The following is a 23,184-nucleotide window of genomic DNA, read 5'->3' on the forward strand; positions in this document are numbered from 1 at the left end:
GATGCGGCGGTGCGCCGCACGGGTGTGCGCCGGGTATCTAGGCGGTGCGGGTGAACAGCGCCATGAACATGGCATCGGTGCGGTGGATGTGCGGCCACAGCTGGATGGTGCTGCCCTCGCCCACGGGACGGGCCGCGGAGGCCAATCCCGGCAACGCGGCGGATTCCAGCGCGGCCCCGGTGTCCAGCAGCTTCGCGTTCTTGTTCCGGGACAGCAGGTCATCGACAACGGCCACGGTCTCGGCCGGGTGCGGCGAGCAGGTCACGTAGGCGACCACCCCGCCCACGCGCACGGCGGACAGTGCCGCGTCGAGCAGCTCACCCTGCAGGACGGTGAGTTCGGCAACGTCCTTCGGGGTCTTGCGCCAACGGGATTCGGGGCGCCGGCGCAGCGCGCCCAGGCCCGAGCACGGTGCATCGACCATGACCCTGTCGTATCCGCCGGAGTACTCGGCTTCGCCGTATTCCCGTCCGTCACGGACCGAGATCATCCAGGTGTCGGGGTCGATGGCCACCAGGGCCTTGGAGACCAGTTCGGCACGGTGCTGGGCCGGTTCGTTGGCGGTGAGCTTCGCTCCGTGCCCGGCGGCCAATGCTGCCAGCAGGGCGGCCTTGCCGCCGGGGCCGGCGCACAAGTCCAGCCAGTAGGTGTCTTCCCCGCCCTCGGGCAGCGGAACCTGGGCCAAGGCGCGGGCCACCAACTGGGAGCCTGCGTCCTGCACGCGGGTGCTTCCTTCGCGCACGGAGCCCAGACGGGCAATGTCCCCGCCCTGGTAGTAGGCCGAATCGGCCACCAGGGTTCCGGGTTCCGCGCCGGCGTCCAGTGCCTCGTCCAGCGAGCCGATGCCGGGCAGGGCCACCAGGTTCACCACGGGCGCCAGGTTGTCGGCTATAAGCAGCTCGGTGATCTCGGAGGCGTCGCGGCCATGGGCGACCAGCGCCTGGCGCAGCGCCCGAACGATCCATTCGGGGTGCGAGTGGACCAGCGCGGCGGCCGCGTTTTCGTCCGCGATCCCGGCGACCAGCTCCTCGCTCCAGGTTTCCAGGTCCTTGAGCGAAACCTTGCGCAGCACCGCGTTGATCAGGCCCGAGGCGCCGGCGCCGATGACCATGCGGGCCAGCGACACCGTCTCGTCCAGGGCTGCGTGGTTGGGAACCCGCATGGCCAGCAGCTGGTGGGCTCCCAGGCGCAGCGCGTCAAGCACGGCGGGGTCCAGCTCATCCAGCGGGCGGTCGACGCAGCGGGCCAGGATCGCGTCGTACAGGCCCTGCCCGCGCAGCGCGCCGTAGGTCAGTTCGGTGGCGAATCCGGCGTCGCGGCGGTCCAGGTGGTGCTCGCGGATCCGGGCCGGGAGCACCAGGTTTGCGTAGGCGTCGTTTTCCGCCACGGCGCGCAGCACCTCGAAGGCGGTCAGCCGGGCCTGGTCGGCGCGGCGGTTGCGGGCCGAGGGCGCGGAGGCGCTGAACTTGCGCGGCCCGGTCCCCCCGCGGTTGCGGGTGCGGCCGGAGTCGTCGCGACGTTCCTGGCCACCGCCGCGGTTGGCTTCATTGCGTCGCGGACGGTCGGAACGTCCCTGCCCGAATTCGCTCATGCGAATTTCACCTCATCCACGGTTCCGGACGCGAGAATCCCTCGCGCCCAATCTGCTGCATTCATCATTTTCTTGCCCGGTGGTTGCACCAGGGCCAGTTCCACGCCGTGCGAGCCGGTGCCCACCACGACGCGCGGCTGCTTGCCTGCGGTGATCTGCACCTGGCCCGGTGGCAGGTAGTCAATGTCGGTGGCCGGGGATACCGGGCCGATCTTGAACCGTTGCCCGTCCAGTTCCGTCCAGGCGCCGGGATCGGGGGTGGTGCCGTTGATCCGCCGGCGGATCGCCAGCGCCGGGGCGTTCCAGTCGATCTTGCCGTCAACCAGGGTGAGCTTGTGCGCGTAGCTGGATTCGCCCTGCTGCGGCACGCCCACCACGGCTCCGGCGTCCAGGCCCGAGAGCGTCTGGGACAGCAGCACCGATCCGGAGACCGCGAGGCTGCCCAGCAGGTCGCCGGCGGTGTCGGCAGGGTCGATGGCCTCGGTCAACGTGCCGAAGACCGGTCCGGTGTCCAGGCCCTTTTCCAGCTGGAAGGTCACAGCGCCGGTGATGTCGTCCCCGGCCATGATCGAGTGCTGCACCGGGGCGGCTCCGCGCCAGGCCGGGAGCAGCGAGAAGTGCAGGTTGACCCAGCCCAGGCGGGGAATGCCCAGCGCCTTTTCGGGAACCAGCCCGCCATAGGCCACGATCGCGGCGATGTCGGTCTCCAGTGCGGCGATACGCTGCTGGGTTGTCTCGTCAATGCGGTTGGCGTGGATGATCTCGATGCCCAGTTCGGCGGCGCGGGCGGCGACCGGGGACGGGGTCAGCACGCGCTTGCGCCCCACGGGGGCGTCCTCGCGGGTGAGCACGGCCACGACGTCGAAGCCGTCGTTCACCAGCTGGTCAAGGGAGGCCACGGCCACCTGCGGGGTCCCGGCGAACAGGACCCTCATGACTGGTTCCCGAAGCTTGCACCGGCGCCGAAGCTGGAGCCCAGGGCAGTGCTGCGCTTGGTCACGGTGCTTGCCGCGACCTGGTTGTAGCTGGAATCTCGGAGCTTGCGGAAGGCGTCCTTTTTCAGCTCGCCCTCGAGCCGGTCGATGTACAGGATTCCGTCCAGGTGGTCGGTCTCGTGCTGCAGGCAGCGGGCCAGGAATCCCTCGCCCTCCACGACCACGGGGTTTCCGTCAACGTCGACGCCGGTGGCCCGGGTCCATAGACGGCGGCGCACCGGGTAGCCCAGGCCCGGGATGGACAGGCAGCCCTCGGTCACGTCGTCCTGGTAGTCCTCGCCGAGCTCGAGCACTGGGTTGATCAGGTGCCCGCGTTCTCCGGCAATTTGGTAGGTGAAGACCCGCAGCGAGACGCCGACCTGGGGTGCGGCGAGGCCGGCACCTTCGACGTTTTCCATGGTTTCGTCCATGTCCGCGACGAGCTTGCGCAGCTCCGGCCCGAATTCGGTGACCTCGTCTGCGCGGGTCCTGAGGATCGGGTCGCCAACAATTCGAATGCCTAAGACGGCCATGCGGTCGCATCTCCCTTCGGCCGGCGGGGTTCCGGCAATGTGCTGTGGATGGTTGGGGCGGGCGCGACGAATCCAAAAGGTGCGCGGCGGTCCCCCGCTGAACAGTCTACCGACAGGGCTACGGGGCAAGCGGCGGAGGCGGGCCCACTTCGCGCAAGGCGATCCCGGCATCAGTGACTTTTTGGGTGGCTCCCCAGACCTGTCTCAAGGACCAGAACTTCGACCAATACGCGGGCAGGACCTCCGGATTGGCCATCACCGTCTGCACCTCGGTCTGGCCAATGGCCACTCCCAGGAGCATCGGGTCTTGTGAGTATTTCCACGGTTCCCAGGTGCCGGCGGCGGGATCAACGACCATTTCCTCGGCCTTGGCGCCGGCCGCCAGCTGCATGATGACCTTCGGATCCAGCGGCTTGACCCGCCCGTCCCGGCCGGTGCCTCGGGTCTTGTAGTCGATCAGGCACAGCCGCCCGCCGATGGTGGCGACCAGGTCCAGGGTGCCGGCGTACCCGACGCTGGAGTTCCACACGGTGACCTCCGCGGCCAGTGGCTGCACCTGGTAGGTGTCCCACCATTCGTCGAAGCGGCCGGCGAAGGGCTCCTCGTTGTTCGCGGCCAGCGCCTCGCGGGCCTCGGCTGCCTGGTGCGGCTTGCCCATGGCCCGCAGGGCGATTTGTTCGCAGTACTGGTGCACGCGGTCGCCGCGGGCCGCTGCACCGTCCCGGTAGTCGGCGGCGGCATTGGAGGCCTGGCGTGCCAGGGCCTTGAGCTTGGCCGGATTCCCGACGGCTTCCCCCAGTCGGGGGTCCTGCACCACGGCCGTGGCAGCCATGTGACCTATCCAACCATCCAGGCTCATTTTCTCTTGTCCAATGACGGTCGTGATGGAGGGAACCTCCGGAAGGTCGCCGATTTTTCTGGCATACATGCGCCCAAAATCCGTTTGCTGGGCCAGCGTTGGGGAAGTCATAAGGAAGATTTTTCCACGTTCCGGCGACGTTTTGTCGGTTGCCGGCTTTTCCGGGCCAGTTCGAAACCCCGGGATCACAAGGATCTTCGCTGAAAGTCGGGCCTGGAATGCGCCGATTTGGAACTTTGGGGAAACGTCGTATAGAGTTTTTACTCGTTGGAACGCAGCCAAACGGAACGGAAACTTTCCAGGCGGATTGCGCTTCTTTCATGTGGACATAGCTCAGCTGGTAGAGCGCGACCTTGCCAAGGTCGAGGTCGCGAGTTCGAACCTCGTTGTCCACTCGCATTTGATTCACCGGATCGGCTTGCCGATCAAACCGAGCGGTTTATTCCGATTGGTTATGGTGGGGTGGCCGAGAGGCGAGGCACCGGCCTGCAAAGCCGTTTACGCGGGTTCGAATCCCGTCCCCACCTCGTAGTACGATAATGCAGCAGTATGGGCGATTGGCGCAGCGGTAGCGCGCTTCCCTGACACGGAAGAGGTCACTGGTTCGATCCCAGTATCGCCCACGAAGAACCCGCACCTGGTGCGCTGGTTTTTCACGTGGACATAGCTCAGCTGGTAGAGCGCGACCTTGCCAAGGTCGAGGTCGCGAGTTCGAACCTCGTTGTCCACTCTGAAGAAATGGACCTCAATTCCATGGAAGAGGGGTCCTTATTTCTTTGAGTCTTCCGAAAGGAAGAAACCGCAGTACCCGAATGAAAATGCGGGCGGATCTTGCACTTGTTCTTCAGAACGCGAATCCACGCTATAGTTCAGGTGCAGCACCCCTTATGGGCGATTGGCGCAGCGGTAGCGCGCTTCCCTGACACGGAAGAGGTCACTGGTTCGATCCCAGTATCGCCCACGACGATCTATACTGTTAGTATTGATTGCTCATGTGGACATAGCTCAGCTGGTAGAGCGCAACCTTGCCAAGGTTGAGGTCGCGAGTTCGAACCTCGTTGTCCACTCCAATATGTAGGCCGTCTGGATTCTCACGAACCAGGCGGCCTACGCGTTTAACGTCTCCCCCGCCGGCCGGGCATGCCGGCCTATAGGACAAAATGTGTGTCTGCCCCGGGTGTGTCACCCGGGGCATTGCCATGTCGGACCGTGTTTCAGCAGGGCCTGCCGGCCCATCCCTTCCGGGCCCACAGCCCCTCGGACTCGCTCAGTGCGGTGCCGAGCAACTCCGGCCCAACCGGTTCCTCACGGGGTGCTTGCCTCGGCAATGGCTTGAGGTGCTCGGGACGGATGAGGGTGTGGGGCGCGGCCGGGTTTTCGGTGTGGGTGTAGAGCCACCATTCGACGGCGCGCTTGGCGTGGGCCGGGGGCATGCCCCGGTGGGTGCGCAGCAGGGCGCGCAGGTGCGTGTTGACCCCGCCCTCGATCCGGTTGGTCGTCGAGTCGACGCCGATATCGGCCAGCTCCGGGTGCAGGTAGGTGAACAGGTGCCCGTTCCTGGCCAGGCGCTCCATGAGCCGGTAGGCCTTGCGCAGCCGGTCGTGGGTGTACCACCAGGCCTGGCCCGCCCGGACGCCGGCGGGGCGGAAACCCGCGGGACCCTGCTGGTAGGTGCGCGCCTTGATCAGCTCGCCGTGCTCGGTGTACCACTGGTTCAGCACCAGCACCCAGGCGGCGGCCTCCTGCGTGGTCTTCAGCCGCGTCAGGGCCAGGGAAATACGGCGCAACGCCCGCCCGGCGTCGGTGCGCGGCCGCAGCGTCAGGTAGGTGCGCACGTTGCGCTGGACATGGACCAGGCAGCGCTGGATCCGGGTCTCGGGCCAGGCCCGCGACAGGGCCGAGGCCAGCCCCGAGCCGCCGTCGATGACCACCGCCCGCGGGGCCGGGATCGCTTCCATCAGGGCCAGCCAGGCGGCCGACTTTTCCGTGTCGCACCACTGCCAGCCGATGACGTGCCCGTCGGCGATCGCGATCAGGCAGCACCACCCCCGGCCCAGGTAGATGCCGTCCATCTGGACCTGCCCGTGGATCTCGCCGGTCACCGCCGGGGCGGGTTCGATGTTCCAGCACCACCGGGTGGAGCGGCGGAAGGTCCGCCCGCTGCCGGGCCCGATCTCGGCCTGGGAATCCTTGCCCATCAGCCAGGCCACGAACCGGTCCAGCTCGGCCCTGCGGGCCAGGTCCGCCCGTCTGCGCACGCTGCTGGCCCCGCAGTCAATGCACCTCCAGCGCTGGGTCCCTGCCGTTGTCTTTCCATTGCGTTTCAGACGAGATCCACATACTTCACAGTGCCTCGAATTTCCAGAACCATTCACGTTTAATGGCCCAAGACTATAAGAAACCCCGTTCTGCCGCGCCGTCGTTGGGATGCAGGCCCCTCACGGACACACTTTCTGACCTGTAAGCCGGCATGCCGTGTCTTGTTTCACTCCCGCGACATCTGCAACTCGAGGGTGGCGCAGGCCGGCTTGGTGTCCTCGCCGAAGTCCGTCCGGCTGTAGGACAACTTCCCGAAATGCCCGTCGCCGGCTGCCCAGCAGAAGTTACTCGGCCCGTGCATCCGCCCCCACACGCAATTTTTGACCCAATAGGACGTGGTCAGCGTGAATATCTGTAAAAAATCGCGCAAATGCCCTTGAAACGCCATCGACTCGGCATAAGATAATTCACAGACGGGGGCTTTCCGGGCCCCCACGATTGAGAGGAGGTGCCTTTTGTCTATTTTTGACGAGCTGAAGGGCAAGGCCGAAGGACTGAAGGACAAGGCGGCCGAGTTGATTCAAGAAAACTCGGGCAAGATCGGTGAGGCCATCGATAACGCCGGCGACTTCATCGACGAAAAGACCGGCGGCAAGTTCGCCGAGCACGTCGACAAGGTTCAGGACGGCGCAAAGGGCCTCCTCGACAAGGCCGACGGCGACGATACGCCTACCGTCTAGACCACGTCTGGTTCACTAGGACATTTGCCCTAGGCACGACAAACGGGTGCCGGTACCGCCGTGAGGCGGGACCGGCACCTGTCGTTTGCAAGGAAAGATACGCATTGAGACTCACAGCAACACCCGGTCGTTCGACAAAGGCCTCACCCGCTCAACCGATCATGGCCGGCTTGGTCACCGCGCTGGTCGGCTACACCTCCTCCTTCGCCGTTGTGCTCACGGGACTTAAGGCCGTCGGCGCCACCGATGCCCAAGCGGCGTCGGGGCTCTTCGCCCTGACCATCGCCCTGGCCATCTGTGCCGTGGGGTTGGCCTGGTTCACCAAGCGGCCCATCACCACCGCCTGGTCAACCCCCGGAGCAGCGTTGCTCGCCGGGGCCGCAGCCGTGAACTTCGGGTGGGACCAAGCCGTCGGGGCCTTCCTCATGACCGGTGTGCTGATTGCCGCCACCGGCGCCATCCCCTGGCTGGGCCGGCTGTTGGCAGCGATCCCCGTGTCCCTGGCCCAGGCCATGCTTGCCGGTGTGTTGCTGAAGCTCTGTCTGGCTCCCTTCGTGGCGCTGTCCACCATCCCGCTTTATGTCGCCCCGGTCATCGTGGTCTGGCTCGTGTTCCTGCGGCTGAGCCCCCGCTGGGCAGTTCCCGCGGCCATGGCGGCGGCGCTGGGCATTGCCGGGTTCTCGATGGGCCAGGCCGGTGGCACCGCTGTCATGGGCGAATTGCTGCCCACCCTCCAGTTCACCGCACCGGCATTCAGCCTCGAGGCCTTCATGGCCATCACCCTGCCGCTCTTCGTGGTCACGATGGCCTCGCAGAACGTCCCGGGCGTGGCGGTGCTCGCCAGCTTCAACTACCAGACGCCGTGGCGGGCTTCGATGCTTTCCACCGGCATCGGAAGCGCCGCCGCTGCAGTCTTCGGCGGACATGCCATCAACCTCGCCGCGATCTCCGCGGCCCTGGCCGCCGGGGACGAGGCCGGCGAGGACCGCTCCAGGCGTTGGATCGCCGCGGTGTCCTCCGGCGGCTTCTACATCGTCCTGGGCCTGGCCTCCGCCGCGATCACCGCCCTGGCCACCGCGAGCCCCGAGGGGCTGCTGGAAGCCGCGGCAGGCCTGGCGCTGCTGGGAACCCTGGGCGCCTCCGCATCCTCGGCACTGTCGGATCCCACGAGCCGGATGAGTTCATTAGTGGCATTCCTGATTGCCGGTTCTGGCCTGAGCTTTGCCGGGATCGGCGGGGCCTTCTGGGCACTGCTCGCCGGGCTGGCCTTGCGCCTGCTGATCGAGCGCAAACGCCACTGATCCCCCGGTGCCCGGGCATGAAAAAGGCCGTGACCTGCTCCACTTCCCCCGCCAAACCAAAAGGTTTGCGGGCGTCGGGATGGTCACGGCCTTTTGCGGTGGTTACAGCACCGGATCCCCGGTCTGGCCCTCGCGGGCCAGGGCGGTGAGGCGGGATACCGCGCGGAAGTACTTCTTCTGGTAGCCGCCGGCCATCATTTCCGGGGTGAACAGCTCGGAGAAAGGCTTGCCGGAGGCAACGATCGGCACGTCCTTGTCATAGAGCCGGTCGGCCATCACCACGAAGCGCAGGGCAACCGACTGCTCGGTGATGGTCTCCACGTTGTGCAGCACCAGCACGTCGGTGTCGCCGATCAATGCACGGTAGCGGCTGGGGTGGACCTTGGACATGTGCGCGACCAGGTCGGAGAACTCGTCGATGGCGTAGGTCTTGTCGCCGTAGCGTTCGGTGGCGAACTCCTCGATGGCGGAATCGTCCAGCGGCGTCGGCGCGTCGGGCAGGCCGCGGTGGCGGAAGTCCACCCCGTCCACGCGGTGCACGTCAAACTGCTCGGCGAGCACCTTGATTTCGCGCTGGAAGTCCACGGCGGCAAAGCGTCCCTCACCCAGCGCACCGGGGAGGGTGTTGGAGGTCGCCGCCAGTTTCACGCCGGCATCCGAGAGCTCGCGCATCAGGCGGGACATCAACACGGTGTCCCCCGGGTCATCGAGTTCGAATTCGTCGATGCACACCAACGAGTAGGTGCTCAGCACGTCGACCGCCTGGCGGAAGGAGAGTGCACCGACGAGGTTGGTGTATTCGACGAAGGTCCCGAAGGCCTTGCGGCCCGGGGCCAGGTGCCACAGCGAGGCCAGCAGGTGGGTCTTGCCCACGCCGAACCCGCCGTCCAGGTACATGCCCGACTTCTCGACCTTCTTCTTGCCGAAGAGGTTGGAGAGGAAGCCACCCTTGGACTTGCCGATGGTCGAGGCGAAGCCCCTGAGCTTGGTGACCGCCTCGGCCTGGGTGGGCCAGGCCGGGTCAGGGCGGTAGGTCTCAAAGGAAACCTCGCCGAAGCGGTACGACGGGTGGAAGCCGGCGAGAAGATCGTCAATGGAGACCGTGGGGGTCCGCTGGGAAAGATTCGTAATCGTGGCCATACGGCTGGACGGTCCTTAAGTCTTCGGAAGGCTGTGACGGGCGTTTTTGGCGTATAGACACGCCCCAGCCATTTTATGCCCAGACCTCGGGCATCCCCTAAATGGACGCCGTGGCGCGGGTCGCTTATAGCGCAGTTGCGGACGCTTGAAGCGAAATATGGCGTTGGATGACTCCTCGGCGCTGCCCGGGGCGCGCACGGTGGCTAGGCTGGATGCAGCACCATCCCCCCATTTTTCTTGTTGCGAGGTCTATAACAATGAGCCTGCCCATCGACTCCAATCCTTCATTTGCCGACTATGCCCACCCGGAACGGCTGGTATCCACCGATTGGCTGGCGGCCAACCTGTCCACCGCGGGCCTGGTGGTCCTCGAATCCAACGAGGACATCCTGCTGTACAACACGGGCCATATTCCCGGAGCGGTCAAGGTCGACTGGCACACCGAGCTGAACGACGAAGACACCCGTGATTACGTCGACGGTGCAGGCTTCGCCGCGCTGATGGCGGCCAAGGGCATCAGCCGCGATTCCACCGTGGTCATCTACGGCGACAAGTCCAACTGGTGGGCCTCCTACGCCCTGTGGGTCTTCACCCTGTTCGGCCACGAGGACGTCCGCCTGCTCGATGGCGGCCGAGACAAGTGGATCGCCGAGGGCCGTGAACTGACCCGCGAGAAGCCGGTTGTTGCCACGACCAGCTACCCGGTCATCGAACGCGACGATTCGGTCATCCGTGCCTTCATGCCCGAGGTGCTGGGCCACTTCGGCAAGCCGATGATCGATGTGCGCTCCCCTGAGGAATACAGCGGCGAGCGCACCCACATGCCGGCCTACCCGGAGGAGGGCACGCTGCGCGGCGGGCACATCCCCTCGGCGGCCTCCGTCCCGTGGGCCAAGGCGGCCGCCGAGGACGGGACGTTCAAGTCCCGCAAGGAGCTCGAGGCAATCTACCTGGGCGAGGCGGGGCTGGCCGCCGGCGATGACATCATCACCTACTGCCGCATCGGCGAGCGCTCGAGCCACACCTGGTTTGCGTTGCAGTTCCTGCTCGGCTTCGAGAACGTGCGCAACTACGACGGTTCCTGGACCGAGTGGGGCAACGCCGTGCGCGTTCCCATCGTGAAGGGCTCTGAGCCCGGTGCAGTTCCCGCAGGATTCGGGGCCTAGCCGCATGGGTGAGATGCCCCAGGCCCTGGCCGAGATCGTCGAGGACTTCCAGTCGGTCACCGAGCCGGAACGTCTGGAGATGCTGCTGGACTTTTCCGAGGAACTGCCCGAGCTTCCGGCGCGCCTGGCCGAGCACCCGGACCTGCTGGAGCGGGTCGTGGAGTGCCAGACCCCGTTGTTCCTGAACATCGAGGTCGAGCCGGCCGGGGAGCACAAGGTGTCGTTGTTCTTCTCCGCTCCCCCGGAGGCGCCCACCACCCGCGGGTTCGCCTCGGTACTGCACCAGGGACTCGACGGGTTGCCCGCCGCGGCGGTGCTGGCCGTCCCCGACGACATGCCCAACCTGCTGGGCTTGACCAGGGCCCTGACGCCATTGCGTTTGCGTGGCATGACTGCCATGCTTGCCCGTATCAAGCGACAGGTCAGCGAGCGGGTTGCCGCTGCCGGCTCCTAAGCCGCAAGCAATTTCGATGCTTGGGCGCCGGCACATGCCGGCGCCCATGCCCCGTTAATGGAGGATCCCGAAAGCCCATGTCCAAGAAGAAGAACACCCATTCCACCGGCACTCCCGCGACCACGCTGCTGGACCGCGAGGCGGTCCCCTACACCGTGCACTCCTACACCCATGATCCGGCCGCGGCCAACTACGGGATGGAGGCCGCCGAGGCGATCGGGGTGCCCCCGGCCCGCGTGTTCAAGACGCTGTTGGTGTCCACCGGGGAACCGGGGTCCGCGGCGTTGGCGGTGGGTATCATTCCCGTGAACCGCTCGCTGGATCTCAAGGCCATGGCCACGGCCCTGGGACTAAAGAAGGTGGAGATGGCCGACCCGGCCCTGGCCGAGCGGCGCACCGGGTACGTGGTGGGCGGCATCTCCCCGCTGGGGCAGCGCAACCGCTCGCGCACGATCATCGATACCAGTGCCATGGCGCTGGAAACCGTCTATGTCTCAGGCGGGCACCGCGGGCTGGACCTGGAGCTGGCCCCGGCTGACCTGCAGCGCTTAACCGAGGCCGAGGTCGCGCACATCGCCGGGCACTAGTTGGTATGCCCCGGTGGTCCTCAGGCCAATCCGGAGGCACCGTCCCCGGGGCGCGGGGCCTCCAGCACGCCCTGGACGAAGGCGGTGACCTCCGCTTCCCAGCGCTGCGGGTCCACGTTCCATTCCCGGGTGTGTCCGGCCCGGCTGAATCGCCGTAGCCCCACCATTTGCGGGTTCAGGGCGGCGAGTTGCTCGGAGGGCCCGATCGGCACGAAGTCGTCGTCCTCGCTGTGCAGGATCAGGGTGGGGACCCGCAACTGGTCGTGCCGCTCGACCCAGTTCAGGATCTTCAAATCCAGCGGGGCCGCCAGCCCCGTCATCCAGCGGCCGGCCTTGTTGCCCAGCAGCCACTGGCCGAAGTCGCCCACGGCCTCGGGGATGCGGTTGCGCTTGGCCTGGTGCGAGAGCACGTCGATCCAGTTGATCACCGGCCCGTCGAGCACCAGGGCGCCGATCTTCCGTGCCTGCCGGGACTTGTCGGCCACCTGCAGGGCGATGGCCCCGCCCATGGACCAGCCAAAGAGCAGGATCTCCTTGGCGCCGTTGGCCACGGCGTGGTCGATGGCCGCCTCGATGTCGGGCCATTCCGTGGCCCCGAGCCCGTAGCGTCCGTCAACTGCGGCGGGGGCCACCCCGTCGTTGCGGTAGGAGACCAGCAGCGCGCTGATCCCCAGGCGCGCGAACACCGGCAGCGCGCGCAGACCCTCCTTGCGGTTGGCCCCGCGGCCATGGACGCAGATGGCCCAGGTGTCCGCCTGGGTGTCCCCGGGGACGTACCAGGCCGGGGCCATGCCGCCGAGGATCGGGATCTCGACGTCTTGGTAGGTGGCCCCGAGGTCCGCGGGCGAGTCGTAGACGATCCCGGAGAGCCGTCCACGCACCGCGGCCGAGAGGTCCCCGAAGTAGATTTTTTCCACGGCCCGGGTCACGGTTCCGTCCCCGAGCCGGTATCCCTTGGGTTCGCCCAGCCGCGCGTGGCCGGTGTCGGCGGAGAAGAACAGCGAGTAGCGGCCCGGTGCCGTGGATTCCTTGTCCGCCGACAGGATCACGTCCTGTCCCTCGGCGGTGGGCACCAGGGCAAGGATCTCCAGGCTCTGGTCCGGCTCCGCATCGGGGGTCACGATGCGGCGGGCAAAATAGGCTGCCAGTGCCGAGACGCTGCCGGCAAAGATCGATCCTGCCGCGGCGCCGACGCCCACTCCCAGCAGAGCCCAGCTCAGGCCCTTGCCTGCCGAGGGTGCGTGAGGGGGCTTGGGGGAAAGATTTGCCTTCATGCCTACCATCATCGCAAACAACGGCTGCCACCTTGTGGTTTTGGGCCCATGGAAATTCGGCGGGTTTCTTTCGGGTCCGGGGCGGTGCGGGAATGGGCGCGCCGTCCCCGGTGTTGTGCGTGATGTGAGTGATATCCAGAGCCCCAAAGAATCCAACACCCCCGTCTCGCCCCGCGTCGCCAAGACCGATGAGCAATGGCGCACGGAATTGACCCCGGAGGAGTTCCAAGTCCTGCGCAAGGCGGGCACCGAGCGTCCCTTCACCGGCGAATACTGGGACACCACCACCGAGGGTGTCTATGAATGCCGGGCCTGCGGCCAGGAACTCTTTACCTCCAACGCCAAGTTCGATGCCGGCTGCGGCTGGCCCTCGTTCTTCGCGCCGCTGGCCGAGGACCGCGTCCGCTACATCCGTGATTCCACCCTGGGCATGGTCCGGGTCGAGGTGCGCTGCGCGGCCTGCGATTCGCACTTGGGCCATGTGTTCGAGGGCGAGGGCTTCAACACCCCCACCGACCAGCGCTATTGCATGAACTCGGTCTCGCTGCGCCTGAAGAACACCTAGCAGCAGCGGGCTTGGACCTTGGTGCGGGCCGCATTCCGGCCGCATCGAACCCGAGCATTCCCCGCACGCACGCCTTGGTGCCCGCAGTGCCGCCGCATGCAACAGCACTGCTTATGCTCAGGCCAATTTTCAATCAGTGATGACGACCTCTCGGTACGCTGGAAGCAGGAAACAACAACAGCATCCGCGGCACGTTCGGCCGTACCGAAAGGGGTATCCAAAATGTCACAGGCAACTCTTCCCAAGCCACTGTCCAACCACGAGCTCGTCTCCTCGCCCGCATGGCTGGCACTGAAGACCGCAGCCACCGAATTCCAGGGCCTCCAGGTCCAGGACGGCTCGGTGCCCGAGGACTCCGACAAGCCCCGCGCCGCCGCGCTGCTGGGAACCATCACCGAATCCCTTGAAGTGCTGGCCCCGCAGTTCCCGCACGACGCCGACTACTTCCAGGCGCTTCACCGCGATCTGGCCGCCTGGGAACAGGCCGGGTTCGGCATCCCCGACTTCCTTGACGCGCTGCTGGCCTTCCAGCCGCAGCTGGCCCGCGAGGACGGGCTGCGCCACCTGGTGCTCTTCCCGATGTACACGCAGAACGGCTCCACCAACCGACTGCTCGAGGCCGTGCTGGTGGAGGTCATCTGGCCCGAGTTCATTGCCGCGCTGGAGGCCGGGGACTACTCAAACAAGCTCTTCGTCCCGCTGCGCTTCCTGGCTTTCACCCCGGGCTACGACACCAACTCCGCGGTGCTCTTCCCCGAATCCGTGGCCATCCGCGAAACCCCTTCCTTCACCTGGGGAGCGATCTTCCAGGACCGCGAGGCGGCACGCTTCCGCCGGGTGCTGAAGTCCGCCGCCCGGATCACCAACCTCGAACTGCCCGCCGACGCCGCGGAGATGCTCGGGGACCAGGCCCTGACCGAGGAAACCTTCGTGATGTGGGACCTGATCCACGACCGCACCCACATGCGCGGGGACTTGCCCTTCGACCCGTTCATGATCAAGCAGCGCATGCCGTTCTTCCTCTACTCCCTGGAGGAGCTGCGCTGCGACCTGACGGCCTTCCGCGAATGCGTCAAGATCGCCCAGGACGCGACCGCCGATACGGCCACCCGCCACCATGCCAAGCTGGTCCAGTACGCGGTGATCTTCGACCGGATCTTCCGCTTCGCCATCACCGGGACCCGCACCCGCAACTACGACGGGCTCGGCGGGCAACTGCTCTTCGCCTGGATGCACCAGCACCACGTGCTGCACTGGACCGACACCAAGCTGACCATCGACTGGGACCAGGTCCCCGAGGTCGTCTCGAACCTGGGCCACGCCATCGACGAGCTCTACTGGCGCTCCATCGACCGCCCGAAGATCGCCCACTGGCTTGCGGCCTACGAGCTGGTCTCCGCCACGCTGACCCCGCACCCGGCCTCGGTCTGGGCCAAGGGCCCCGACGCGCTGCCGCTGACATCTCCGCTGCGCGAGATGACCAACCAGGTCATGGACGACGAGTTCCCGCTGTCGATGTTCTACGAAGCCCTGGCCAAGAAACTGCGCCCGGTCATCGAATCGACGGTGGGCATCACCGGCACCTCGAACATCTAACGCACCGACCGCACACCCAACGGAGGCTAGAATCTTTTCCATGGCTGACCTCACGGATCTGACGATACTGATTGCTGGGGCGAGCTCCGCCTCCGGCGTCGCGGCGGCACACGCCCTGTGCCGGGCAGGTGCCACGGTGCTGGCCGCCGGGTCCAGTGCACAGCGGCTGGAACAGCGGCTGCCCTTCGTGCACGGGCGCTACGAGGTCGATTTGGCCAACCACGCTGCGGTGACCGAGCTGCACGCGCTGATCGACACCGAGCGCGGGCCCATCGACGGGCTGCTGCACCTGGTCGGCGGCTGGCGCGGCGGCAAGGGCCTGGCCGGGCAGTCCGACGACGACGCCGAGTTCCTGCACACCCAGGTCATCACCACGCTGCGCAACACCACCCGGGTGTTCCGCGACGACCTGGTGGCCTCGCGCTGCGGACGCGTCGCCATCGTCTCGGCCACCGCCGTGGATTCCCCCACCGGCTCCAACGCCAACTACACCACCGCCAAGGCCGGGGCCGAGGCCTGGATGCGCTCGGTGGCCGCGGAGCTGCGCACCGCCCAGTCCGGCAACAAGGCCGACCCCGTCCCGCAGCGGGCCGCGGCCCTCACCTGGGTCATCAAGGCGTTCACCGACGCAGAGACCCGCGAGGCCCACCCCGAGCGCAACACCGCCGGCTTCACCGACGTCACCGCCCTGGGCCAAGCCGCCGTGGACCTGTTCACTGCGGATGCCTCCGTAATCAACGGCGCGCGGATCCACCTGCCAAGCCTCTGAACAACGGATGCGCGGCAGCCGCCGCGCCCCGCTGCATTTTCCCCCGCAATCCCCCTCGATAGGACTTTTCTCCAGTGACTTCCTCGATCCATGATTCCTCGGTACGCGGCTTCGCCTCGGACAACTACTCCGGCGTCCACCCCGAGGTCCTTGCGGCCCTGGCCGCGGCCAACGGAGGGCACCAGGTCTCCTACGGCGAGGACGAGTACACCGCGGAACTCGGACGCGTCATCGCCTCGCACTTCGGCGACACCGCCACGATCTTCCCGGTGTTCAACGGCACCGGCGCCAACGTCACCGCCCTGCAGTCGCTGCTGCCGCGCTGGGGCGCGGTCATCTGCGCCAACAGCGCCCACATCAACGTGGACGAGAACGGCGCCCCGGAACGCGTGGGCGGCATGAAGCTGCTCTCGGTGCCGACCCCCGACGGCAAGCTCACCCCCGAGCTGATCGACCTGGAGGCCTGGGGCTGGGGAGACGAGCACCGCGCCCAGCCGCTGGCCGTGTCGCTGACCCAGTCCACCGAACTCGGCACCCTGTACACGCTCGAGGAACTGCGCGCCATCACCGAGCACTCCCACTTGCTTGGCATGCGCGTGCACATGGACGGGGCCCGGCTTTCGAACGCCGCCGCCGCGCTCGGCGTGGGCCTGGGCGAGATGACCACGGGCACCGGGATCGACATCCTCTCGCTGGGCGGCACCAAGAACGGCATCATGTTCGGCGAGGGCATCGTGACCCTGACCGACGGCCCGGCCGACTCGATGAAGTACCTGCGCAAGATGAACATGCAGCTGGCCTCCAAGATGCGATTCATCTCCGCCCAGCTGCTGGCCCTCTACGGAACCGATCTGTGGCTGACCTCCGCCGCGCACGCCAACGCCATGGCGGCAAGGCTTTCGACCGCGGTCCAGGCGACCGACGGCGTGGAATTGGTCTACCCCACCGAATCCAACGGCGTGTTCGCTTCGCTGCCCAACGCGGTGGCCGATGCGCTGCGCGAGCGCTTCCGCTTCTACGACTGGGACCGCGCCGCGGGCCAGGTGCGCTGGATGTGCTCCTTTGACACCACCGAGGCGGACGTGGATTCCTTCGTGGCCGCACTCATCGAGGAACTTGCCGCGCGGTAGGTTCCTCCACGGGCCGCCGGGGCGGGCGCGCAACAGGCACCCGCTCCCCGGCGTGCCGCAAGCATCCAAGCCACGGCCACACTTTAGACTCGCCATGTGACATCAAACGGACCAGTCCAAGCAGTGCCGCCGGCCTTCCTCGAAGCCCTGGCAGCCGTTCGCCGCGCCAGCTGCCGGCGCGAAATCCGCCTTCAGGAGATCCCGGCCCCGGCCCGCCTGGCGCCCTATGCCCTGGCGCTGTCCGCGGACGTCCACGAACGGGTGGCGCGCTCCAAGGCGGAAACCGCCGCCCCGGTGCACGCCGAGGAACTGGCCACCGGGCGCTTCGTGCTGCTGCACGACCCGGCGGGCTCCGCCCTCTGGGACGGCACCTTCCGCATCGTGACCTACATCCGGGCCCGCATGGAATCGGAGATGGGCAACGACACCATGCTCGGCTCCGTGGCCTGGACCTGGTTGCTGGACTCGCTGAACGAATCCGGCGCCGACTACCGCCAGGCCGGGGGCACCACCACCCGCGTGCTCTCCGAGAGCTACGGGACCCTGGCGGACCGGCCCGAGACCATCGACATCGAGCTGCGCGCCTCCTGGACCCCCGGCGACCACGACATCTCCACCCACCTGGAGGCCTGGGCCGACATGGTCTGCACGTTCGCCGGATTGCCGCCGCTGCCCAGCGGGGTCACCGCGCTGCCGCACCGCCGGCTCTCCTAGAACAGGGCCCTTCCGGCCGGCCGGAATCCGGGTCCCGGGCAATCGGTACTAGAATCGGTTACATCATGACCCGTACCCACCACGCCACCAAACCAGCCCCGGGCTCCGCAGCCGACGCACCAGCCGCTCCGCCGCAGCCCGAGGGAATCGAAGAAGCACCGCAGCCCGAACCACGGGAACCGGTCCTGCTGGACATGCCGCGCGACGGGGTTCCCGAGGTCATCACCACCGCACCGGGCCTGGCGCGCGCTGCGCGCGCCATCGCCGCGGGCACCGGCCCGGTGGCAGTGGATGCCGAGCGGGCCTCGGGCTTCCGCTACGGCCAGCGCGCCTTCCTGGTCCAGCTGCGCCGCGAGGGATCGGGCAGCTGGCTCATCGACCCGGTTCCCTTCGAGAACCTCGATCCGATCCAGGAAGCCATCGGGGACGAGACCTGGATCCTGCATGCCGCTTCCCAGGACCTGCCGTGCCTGCGCGAACTGGGCCTGGACCCGGCCCGCCTCTTCGACACCGAGCTGGCCGCCCGCATCGCCGGGCTGCCGCGCGTGGGCCTGGGCCCCGCCGTTGAAGCCCTGCTGGGGCTGCGCCTGGCCAAGGAACACTCGGCCGCCGACTGGTCCACCCGCCCGCTGCCCGAGCCGTGGCTGCGCTACGCCGCGCTGGACGTCGAGGTGCTCGACGAGCTGCGCGTCGAACTGATCAAGATCCTTCAGGCCGACGGCAAGCTCGATTTCGCGGAACAGGAGTTCGAGGCCGTGCGCACCGCGCCCCCGGCCCCGCCGCGTGTTGACCCGTGGCGCCGCACCTCGGGCCTGCACCAGATCCGCGACCGCCGGACCCTGGCCGCGGTCCGGGCCCTGTGGGAAACGCGCGAGTCCCTGGCCCGCACCCGCGACACCGCACCGGGCCGGCTGATCCCGGACTCGGCACTGGTCGCCGCGGCCAAGGCCATGCCCAAGAGTGTCCCCGCGCTGCTGAAGACCCCCGGCTTCCATGGCCGTTCGGCTGCCAAGGACGCCCCGAAGTGGCTGCGCGCCCTGCAGGACGCCTCCACCACCTCCGAGCTGCCGCCGAACCAGGTCCCCAACAACGCCCCGCCGCCGCCCAAGGTCTGGGCCGACAAGGATCCGGTGGCCGCTGCCCGGCTGCAGACCGCCCGCGCATGGGTGTCGCGCACGGCCGAGTCGCTGAACATCCCCACGGAGAACCTGCTGACCCCGGACACGCTGCGCCGGTTGTGCTGGAGCCCGCCGGCACAGATCGACCCGGACACCGTGGCCGATGCCCTGCGGGCCCTGGGCGCCCGGGCCTGGCAGATCGACCTGGTGGGCCCGGTGCTGACCGTGGCGCTGCTGGACCCGGACGAGTTGGCCAAGCGCTGATGATTGGCCGGGCAGGTTTTTTCCGTGAATATCCGGGAATCACCTGCCCGGCTTTTTCGTGCCCGGGAGCGTCCGGCTTGCACTCTAAGTTACTCACCAGTAGCGTATGGGGTGGATCACATCCACATCCCGATCACAAGGAGTACCGGTGAGCCCCCAGCCAGTGAACACGCGCCAGGCGCGCAACGTCCGCGACGTCGTCTTCGTCGACGGCGTCCGCACCCCCTTCGGCAAGGCGGGTGAGAAGGGCATATACCACGGCACCCGCGCCGACGACCTCGTGGTCAAATGCATCCGCGAGCTGATGCGCCGCAACCCCTCGCTGCCGCCCGAACGCATCGACGAGGTGGCCATCGCCGCCACCACGCAGACCGGCGACCAGGGCCTGACCATCGGGCGCACCGCCGCACTGCTGGCCGGCCTGCCGCAATCGGTCCCGGGCTTCGCCATCGACCGGATGTGCGCCGGGGCCATGACCGCGGTGACCACCACCGCCGGCTCCATCGCCTTCGGCGCCTACGACGTGGTCATCGCCGGCGGCGTCGAGCACATGGGCAACCACCCCATGGGCGCCGGGGCCGACCCGAACCCGCGCTTCGCCGCCGAACGCCTGGTGGACCCGGCGGCCCTGAACATGGGCAACACCGCCGAGAACCTGCACGACAGGTTCCCGGCCATCACCAAGGAACGCACCGACTCCTACGCCGTGGCCTCCCAGGCCAAGCTTGCGGCGGCCTACGCGGCCGGGGACATCCAGCCGGATTTGGTCCCGGTCGCCGCGCGCCGCCCGTCCGAGGGCTTCACGCTGCGCACCACCGACGAACCCCCGCGCCCGGGCACCACCCTTGAATCGCTGGCCGAGTTGCGCACCCCCTTCCGCGCCCACGGCCGGGTCACCGCCGGCAACGCCGCGGGCCTGAACGACGGGGCCACCGCCGCGGTGCTGGCCAGCGCGCAGGCCGCCGAGGAACTGGGGCTAAGCGTGAAGATGCGCCTGGTCTCCTACGCCTTCGCCGGGGTCGACCCCTCGGTCATGGGCATCGGCCCGGTCCCCGCCACCGAAAAGGCCCTGGCCCAGGCCGGGCTGGGCATCGAGGACATCGGCCTGTTCGAGATCAACGAGGCCTTCGCCGTGCAGGTGCTCTCCTTCCTCGACCACTACGGGATCAACGACACCGACCCCCGGGTGAACCGCTACGGCGGCGCCATCGCGGTGGGCCACCCGCTGGCCTCCTCCGGGGTGCGGCTGATGAACCAACTGGCCCGCCAGTTCGAGCAGGACCCCACGGTCCGCTACGGACTGACCACCATGTGCATCGGGCTGGGCATGGGCGGCACCGTCATCTGGGAAAACCCGCACCACGCAGACTTCGGAAAGGATGCCTAGCCATGAGCCAGAGCACCATTGAACACTTCGCCTCACTCGCCGCGCTGGTCCCGGACGAGCTGACCACCCACGCACTGCTGCAGGACGTGGCGCTGCCCGGCGGGAAGAAGCTCGCGCTGCTGACCCTGGACAACGGGTACGACCACACCAAGCCCACCACGCTGGGCCCCAACTCCATGATCGAGCTGCACGGCGTGCTCACCGAGCAGCGGGCACGTGCAGCCGCCGGGGAGATCGATGCACTGGGCGTGACAGGCAAGCCGTACTTCCTGGTCGCCGGAGCGGACCTCAACGGCGTGAAGAACCTCGCCTCCCTCGAACACGGGGCGGCCATGGCCACCCTGGGCCATGCCTGCTACGACCTGCTGGCGGACCTGGGCGTGCCGACCTTCGCGTTCATCAACGGCGTCGCCCTGGGCGGCGGGCTGGAAATAGCCCTGGCCTGCTCCTACCGCACCGTCTCCACCGGGGCGAACGGCATCGGGCTTCCCGAGGCCTTCATCGGCCTGATCCCGGGCTGGGGCGGGGTGTACCGGCTCCCGCGGCTGACCGGCCCCGAGGCCGCGATGACGGTGATGATCGAGAACCCGTTGAACAACAACCGCTCGATCAACGGCATCACGGCCCACAAGATGGGCATCGCCGACGCCATCTTCGAACCCGCCGACTTCCTGGAGCAATCCCTGCTCTGGGCCGCACGGGTGCTTGGCGGCGCCGAGGTCCCGCGCCCGAACGCCGTGGAACCCAACGGCAACGACGAGGTCACCAAGCGCTGGATGGCCGCCGCGGCCAAGGCCCGCGCCTTCGTGGAGGCCAAGACCTCCAACGCCACACCGGCACCGGCCAAGACCATCGAGGTCTTCGAGGCGGGCGCCTCGATCACCCAGAAGGAATCCGCGGCCCTGGAAATCGCGGCGCTGACCGGGCTGATGCAGACCGACGCCTTCCACAACACCGTCTACGCCTTCCTGGACCTGGCCCAGAAGCGCGCCAAGCGCCCCGCCGGGGCACCGGATCGCAAGCTGGCCCTTCCCGTCACCAAGGTCGGAGTGGTCGGGGCCGGGCTCATGGCCGGGCAGCTCGCGCTGCTCTTCGCCAGGAACCTGAAGGTGCCGGTGGTCATCACCGACATCGACGCCGCCCGGGTCGAGAAGGGCCTGGCCTACATCCATTCCGAGGTCGACAAGCAGCTGGCCAAGGGCCGCATCTCCCCCGACGCCGCAAACCGCACCAAGGCCCTGGTCACCGGTTCGGTGTCCAAACAGGCCTTCGCGGATGCCGATTTCGTCATCGAGGCGGTCTTCGAGGAACTTGCCGTGAAGAAGCAGGTCTTTGCCGAGGTCGAGGCCGTGGTGTCCCCCGAGTGCATCCTGGCCACCAACACCTCCTCGCTGTCGGTGACGGAGATGGGCAGGGACCTGTTGCATCCCGAAAGGCTGGTCGGATTCCACTTCTTCAACCCGGTCGCCCAGATGCCGCTGCTGGAGATCGCGCGGACCGAGTGGACCAACGACACCGCCTTGGCCACGGCCTTCGCCCTGGGCAAGGCGCTGCGCAAGACCAGCGTGCTGGTGGCGGACGAGGCGGCCTTCGTGGTGAACCGGATCCTGCTGCGCCTGATGGGCGAGATCGCCAACGCCTTTGACGACGGCACCGAGGCCTCGGTGGCCGACGGCGCGCTGCGCCCCATGGGCCTGCCCATGAGCCCGTTCACGCTGCTGGCCATGGTCGGGATCCCGGTGGCGCACCACGTCTCCGAGTCGCTGCATGCCGCCTTCGGCGAGCGCTTCCGCGTCTCGGGCAACCAGCAGGTGCTCATCTCCAACGGCATCAAGTCCCTGTGGGCCCCCACCGGCGACGGCGGGATGGAAATCCCGGCCTCCACGCTGGGGCTGTTGGAGTTCGGGAACACCCCGAGCACCTCCGGGGAACTGCTGGTGCGCACCCAGGACGCGCTGGCCCAGGAAATCGGATTGATGCTCGCCCAGGGTGTCGTGGCTGGTCCCGAGGACATCGATTTGTGCATGGTCATGGGTGCCGGTTGGCCCATGCACCTGGGCGGAATCACCCCGTACCTTGACCAGGTCGGCGCCTCCGAGCGGGTCAACGGCAAGAAGTTCCACCAGCACTAGGCAGGTTCCCGCCCAGCGGGGCAGGTGAAGGCGGGGTGCCGGCGTTTTGGCCGGCATCCCGCCTTCGCCGTCTCCCGAAGGTCCGGGCGAAAAATAATCCCGGCTCCCATCCATCGACCTTGGCGCGATTGTGCGCGACACTTTGGTTATGAAACAGCACATCACTCTCATGCCCACCCGCAGAAGCGTCATCGAGGCCTCCCTGGCTGCCGGCGCCGCGGTGACATTGGTTTCGTGCGGGTCCGGCGGGAAGGCCCAGGATCTCCCGCAAGCCACCGGCAAGCCCTTCGACGCGATCGAACTGGCCAAGCTGCCGGTCAAGGGCACCGCCTCTGTCACCGTCAACGGTGCCGGCTACCTGCTCTATCGCCCCGACGAAGCCACGGTCCTGGCCTACACCTCGGTGTGCACCCACCAGGGGTGCAAGGTGGGCACCGGCAGCGGCGAGATCTTCAAGTGCCCCTGCCACGGCTCGGAGTACTCGAAGCTGGACGGTTCGGTCATCCAGGGTCCGGCCCCGAAGTCCCTGGCCCGCTTCGCCACCGAGGTGGATGGACCCGAGGTCAAGATCCTCCTCTAGGGGACGGCAACCCGGCACGGTTGTAAGTGACATCGCAGCCCTGGCTGCGCG

Annotated in this window: 21 protein-coding genes and 6 tRNA genes; 20 read left to right on the plus strand and 7 right to left on the minus strand. The window is 67.5% G+C overall.

The window, feature by feature from the left end:
• Positions 1–37: 37 nt before the first annotated feature.
• From JOF46_RS15765 to JOF46_RS15780, 4 genes are all read right to left on the minus strand, one after another.
• Positions 38–1,591, minus strand: a complete 1,554-nt coding sequence (locus tag JOF46_RS15765) for an RsmB/NOP family class I SAM-dependent RNA methyltransferase (RefSeq protein WP_209908620.1) — start codon at positions 1,589–1,591, stop codon at positions 38–40.
• Entirely contained in the window at positions 1,588–2,526 is a 939-nt protein-coding gene (fmt, locus tag JOF46_RS15770; protein WP_209908623.1) for a methionyl-tRNA formyltransferase, read from the minus strand. Before fmt ends, JOF46_RS15765 begins: the two co-directional genes overlap by 4 nt.
• On the minus strand, positions 2,523–3,098 hold the full coding sequence (def, locus tag JOF46_RS15775; RefSeq protein ID WP_209908625.1) for a peptide deformylase: 576 nt from the start codon (positions 3,096–3,098) through the stop codon (positions 2,523–2,525). Before def ends, fmt begins: the two co-directional genes overlap by 4 nt.
• 118 nt (positions 3,099–3,216) lie before the next feature.
• Positions 3,217–4,068, minus strand: a complete 852-nt coding sequence (locus JOF46_RS15780) for a cytochrome (protein WP_209908628.1) — start codon at positions 4,066–4,068, stop codon at positions 3,217–3,219.
• A gap of 211 nt (positions 4,069–4,279) precedes the next feature.
• Between JOF46_RS15780 and JOF46_RS15785 the strand changes: the two genes are divergently transcribed.
• The 6 genes from JOF46_RS15785 (at position 4,280) to JOF46_RS15810 (ending at position 5,027) form a co-directional block, all read left to right on the plus strand.
• A tRNA-Gly gene (locus tag JOF46_RS15785) sits at positions 4,280–4,352 on the plus strand.
• Between the two features lie 61 nt (positions 4,353–4,413).
• A tRNA-Cys gene (locus tag JOF46_RS15790) sits at positions 4,414–4,484 on the plus strand.
• 24 nt (positions 4,485–4,508) lie between these two features.
• Positions 4,509–4,580, plus strand: a tRNA-Val gene (locus JOF46_RS15795).
• Positions 4,581–4,614: 34 nt separating this feature from the next.
• Positions 4,615–4,687: transfer RNA gene (locus tag JOF46_RS15800), tRNA-Gly, on the plus strand.
• 159 nt (positions 4,688–4,846) lie between these two features.
• Positions 4,847–4,918, plus strand: a tRNA-Val gene (locus JOF46_RS15805).
• 33 nt (positions 4,919–4,951) lie between these two features.
• Positions 4,952–5,027, plus strand: a tRNA-Gly gene (locus JOF46_RS15810).
• A 144-nt stretch (positions 5,028–5,171) separates the two neighbouring features.
• Here the strand turns inward: JOF46_RS15810 and JOF46_RS15815 are convergent.
• The gene (locus tag JOF46_RS15815) at positions 5,172–6,386 is read right to left on the minus strand and encodes an IS1249 family transposase (RefSeq protein ID WP_209911439.1); all 1,215 of its coding nucleotides are present in this window, start codon (positions 6,384–6,386) and stop codon (positions 5,172–5,174) included.
• A 345-nt stretch (positions 6,387–6,731) separates the two neighbouring features.
• Here JOF46_RS15815 and JOF46_RS15820 point away from each other — a divergent pair, with 345 nt between their 5' ends.
• Both JOF46_RS15820 and JOF46_RS15825 read left to right on the plus strand, forming a co-directional pair.
• Positions 6,732–6,956: an antitoxin gene (locus JOF46_RS15820; RefSeq protein WP_209908631.1), complete on the plus strand. Its 225-nt coding sequence runs from the start codon at positions 6,732–6,734 to the stop codon at positions 6,954–6,956.
• A 104-nt stretch (positions 6,957–7,060) separates the two neighbouring features.
• Positions 7,061–8,257, plus strand: a complete 1,197-nt coding sequence (locus JOF46_RS15825) for a benzoate/H(+) symporter BenE family transporter (RefSeq protein WP_209908634.1) — start codon at positions 7,061–7,063, stop codon at positions 8,255–8,257.
• Positions 8,258–8,359: 102 nt separating this feature from the next.
• Here JOF46_RS15825 and zapE read toward each other — a convergent pair whose 3' ends face one another.
• The gene (gene zapE, locus JOF46_RS15830; RefSeq protein ID WP_209908637.1) at positions 8,360–9,397 is read right to left on the minus strand and encodes a cell division protein ZapE; all 1,038 of its coding nucleotides are present in this window, start codon (positions 9,395–9,397) and stop codon (positions 8,360–8,362) included.
• A gap of 257 nt (positions 9,398–9,654) precedes the next feature.
• Between zapE and JOF46_RS15835 the strand changes: the two genes are divergently transcribed.
• From JOF46_RS15835 to ybaK, 3 genes are all read left to right on the plus strand, one after another.
• Entirely contained in the window at positions 9,655–10,563 is a 909-nt protein-coding gene (locus JOF46_RS15835; RefSeq protein ID WP_209908640.1) for a sulfurtransferase, read from the plus strand.
• 13 nt (positions 10,564–10,576) lie between these two features.
• The gene (locus tag JOF46_RS15840) at positions 10,577–11,017 is read left to right on the plus strand and encodes a SufE family protein (RefSeq protein ID WP_209911969.1); all 441 of its coding nucleotides are present in this window, start codon (positions 10,577–10,579) and stop codon (positions 11,015–11,017) included.
• Positions 11,018–11,094: 77 nt separating this feature from the next.
• Complete coding sequence (gene ybaK, locus JOF46_RS15845) at positions 11,095–11,604, plus strand: Cys-tRNA(Pro) deacylase (RefSeq protein ID WP_209908643.1); 510 nt, start codon at positions 11,095–11,097, stop codon at positions 11,602–11,604.
• A gap of 20 nt (positions 11,605–11,624) precedes the next feature.
• On the opposite strand, the gene JOF46_RS15850 is transcribed toward ybaK, so the two are convergent.
• Entirely contained in the window at positions 11,625–12,878 is a 1,254-nt protein-coding gene (locus JOF46_RS15850; protein ID WP_245348155.1) for an alpha/beta hydrolase, read from the minus strand.
• A 133-nt stretch (positions 12,879–13,011) separates the two neighbouring features.
• Between JOF46_RS15850 and msrB the strand changes: the two genes are divergently transcribed.
• The 9 genes from msrB (at position 13,012) to JOF46_RS15895 (ending at position 23,133) form a co-directional block, all read left to right on the plus strand.
• Positions 13,012–13,443, plus strand: coding sequence for a peptide-methionine (R)-S-oxide reductase MsrB (gene msrB / locus JOF46_RS15855; RefSeq protein WP_209911972.1), 432 nt, complete (start codon positions 13,012–13,014; stop codon positions 13,441–13,443).
• 222 nt (positions 13,444–13,665) lie between these two features.
• A complete protein-coding gene (locus tag JOF46_RS15860) occupies positions 13,666–15,039 on the plus strand; it encodes a DUF6421 family protein (RefSeq protein ID WP_209908646.1) in 1,374 nt (457 codons plus the stop codon).
• Positions 15,040–15,079: 40 nt separating this feature from the next.
• A complete protein-coding gene (locus tag JOF46_RS15865; protein WP_209908649.1) occupies positions 15,080–15,808 on the plus strand; it encodes an SDR family NAD(P)-dependent oxidoreductase in 729 nt (242 codons plus the stop codon).
• 74 nt (positions 15,809–15,882) lie between these two features.
• Positions 15,883–16,938, plus strand: coding sequence for a threonine aldolase family protein (locus JOF46_RS15870; RefSeq protein WP_209908652.1), 1,056 nt, complete (start codon positions 15,883–15,885; stop codon positions 16,936–16,938).
• Positions 16,939–17,034: 96 nt separating this feature from the next.
• Positions 17,035–17,652 carry a DUF3000 domain-containing protein gene (locus JOF46_RS15875; protein ID WP_342592475.1) on the plus strand — a complete coding sequence of 206 codons (618 nt, stop codon included), beginning with the start codon at positions 17,035–17,037 and terminating at the stop codon, positions 17,650–17,652.
• Between the two features lie 65 nt (positions 17,653–17,717).
• Positions 17,718–19,034 carry an HRDC domain-containing protein gene (locus JOF46_RS15880; RefSeq protein ID WP_209908655.1) on the plus strand — a complete coding sequence of 439 codons (1,317 nt, stop codon included), beginning with the start codon at positions 17,718–17,720 and terminating at the stop codon, positions 19,032–19,034.
• A gap of 148 nt (positions 19,035–19,182) precedes the next feature.
• The gene (locus tag JOF46_RS15885) at positions 19,183–20,421 is read left to right on the plus strand and encodes a thiolase family protein (RefSeq protein WP_209908657.1); all 1,239 of its coding nucleotides are present in this window, start codon (positions 19,183–19,185) and stop codon (positions 20,419–20,421) included.
• A 2-nt stretch (positions 20,422–20,423) separates the two neighbouring features.
• A complete protein-coding gene (locus tag JOF46_RS15890) occupies positions 20,424–22,553 on the plus strand; it encodes a 3-hydroxyacyl-CoA dehydrogenase NAD-binding domain-containing protein (protein ID WP_209908660.1) in 2,130 nt (709 codons plus the stop codon).
• A 148-nt stretch (positions 22,554–22,701) separates the two neighbouring features.
• Positions 22,702–23,133, plus strand: coding sequence for a QcrA and Rieske domain-containing protein (locus JOF46_RS15895; RefSeq protein ID WP_209908663.1), 432 nt, complete (start codon positions 22,702–22,704; stop codon positions 23,131–23,133).
• Positions 23,134–23,184 lie beyond the last annotated feature (51 nt).

It is taken from the genome of Paeniglutamicibacter psychrophenolicus (genome assembly GCF_017876575.1).
GTDB classification, from domain to species: domain Bacteria; phylum Actinomycetota; class Actinomycetes; order Actinomycetales; family Micrococcaceae; genus Paeniglutamicibacter; species Paeniglutamicibacter psychrophenolicus.

Excerpts from the sequence above, each read along its gene's own strand:
- ybaK (WP_209908643.1), top strand. The coding sequence starts at position 11,095 with ATGTCCAAGAAGAAGAACACCCATTCCACCGGCACTCCCGCGACCACG.
- fmt (WP_209908623.1), bottom strand. The coding sequence starts at position 2,526 with ATGAGGGTCCTGTTCGCCGGGACCCCGCAGGTGGCCGTGGCCTCCCTT.
- JOF46_RS15850 (WP_245348155.1), bottom strand. The coding sequence starts at position 12,878 with ATGAAGGCAAATCTTTCCCCCAAGCCCCCTCACGCACCCTCGGCAGGC.
- JOF46_RS15840 (WP_209911969.1), top strand. The coding sequence starts at position 10,577 with ATGCCCCAGGCCCTGGCCGAGATCGTCGAGGACTTCCAGTCGGTCACC.
- def (WP_209908625.1), bottom strand. The coding sequence starts at position 3,098 with ATGGCCGTCTTAGGCATTCGAATTGTTGGCGACCCGATCCTCAGGACC.
- JOF46_RS15835 (WP_209908640.1), top strand. The coding sequence starts at position 9,655 with ATGAGCCTGCCCATCGACTCCAATCCTTCATTTGCCGACTATGCCCAC.
- JOF46_RS15890 (WP_209908660.1), top strand. The coding sequence starts at position 20,424 with ATGAGCCAGAGCACCATTGAACACTTCGCCTCACTCGCCGCGCTGGTC.
- JOF46_RS15865 (WP_209908649.1), top strand. The coding sequence starts at position 15,080 with ATGGCTGACCTCACGGATCTGACGATACTGATTGCTGGGGCGAGCTCC.
- JOF46_RS15765 (WP_209908620.1), bottom strand. The coding sequence starts at position 1,591 with ATGAGCGAATTCGGGCAGGGACGTTCCGACCGTCCGCGACGCAATGAA.
- JOF46_RS15895 (WP_209908663.1), top strand. The coding sequence starts at position 22,702 with ATGAAACAGCACATCACTCTCATGCCCACCCGCAGAAGCGTCATCGAG.
- JOF46_RS15880 (WP_209908655.1), top strand. The coding sequence starts at position 17,718 with ATGACCCGTACCCACCACGCCACCAAACCAGCCCCGGGCTCCGCAGCC.
- JOF46_RS15860 (WP_209908646.1), top strand. The coding sequence starts at position 13,666 with ATGTCACAGGCAACTCTTCCCAAGCCACTGTCCAACCACGAGCTCGTC.
- zapE (WP_209908637.1), bottom strand. The coding sequence starts at position 9,397 with ATGGCCACGATTACGAATCTTTCCCAGCGGACCCCCACGGTCTCCATT.
- JOF46_RS15780 (WP_209908628.1), bottom strand. The coding sequence starts at position 4,068 with ATGACTTCCCCAACGCTGGCCCAGCAAACGGATTTTGGGCGCATGTAT.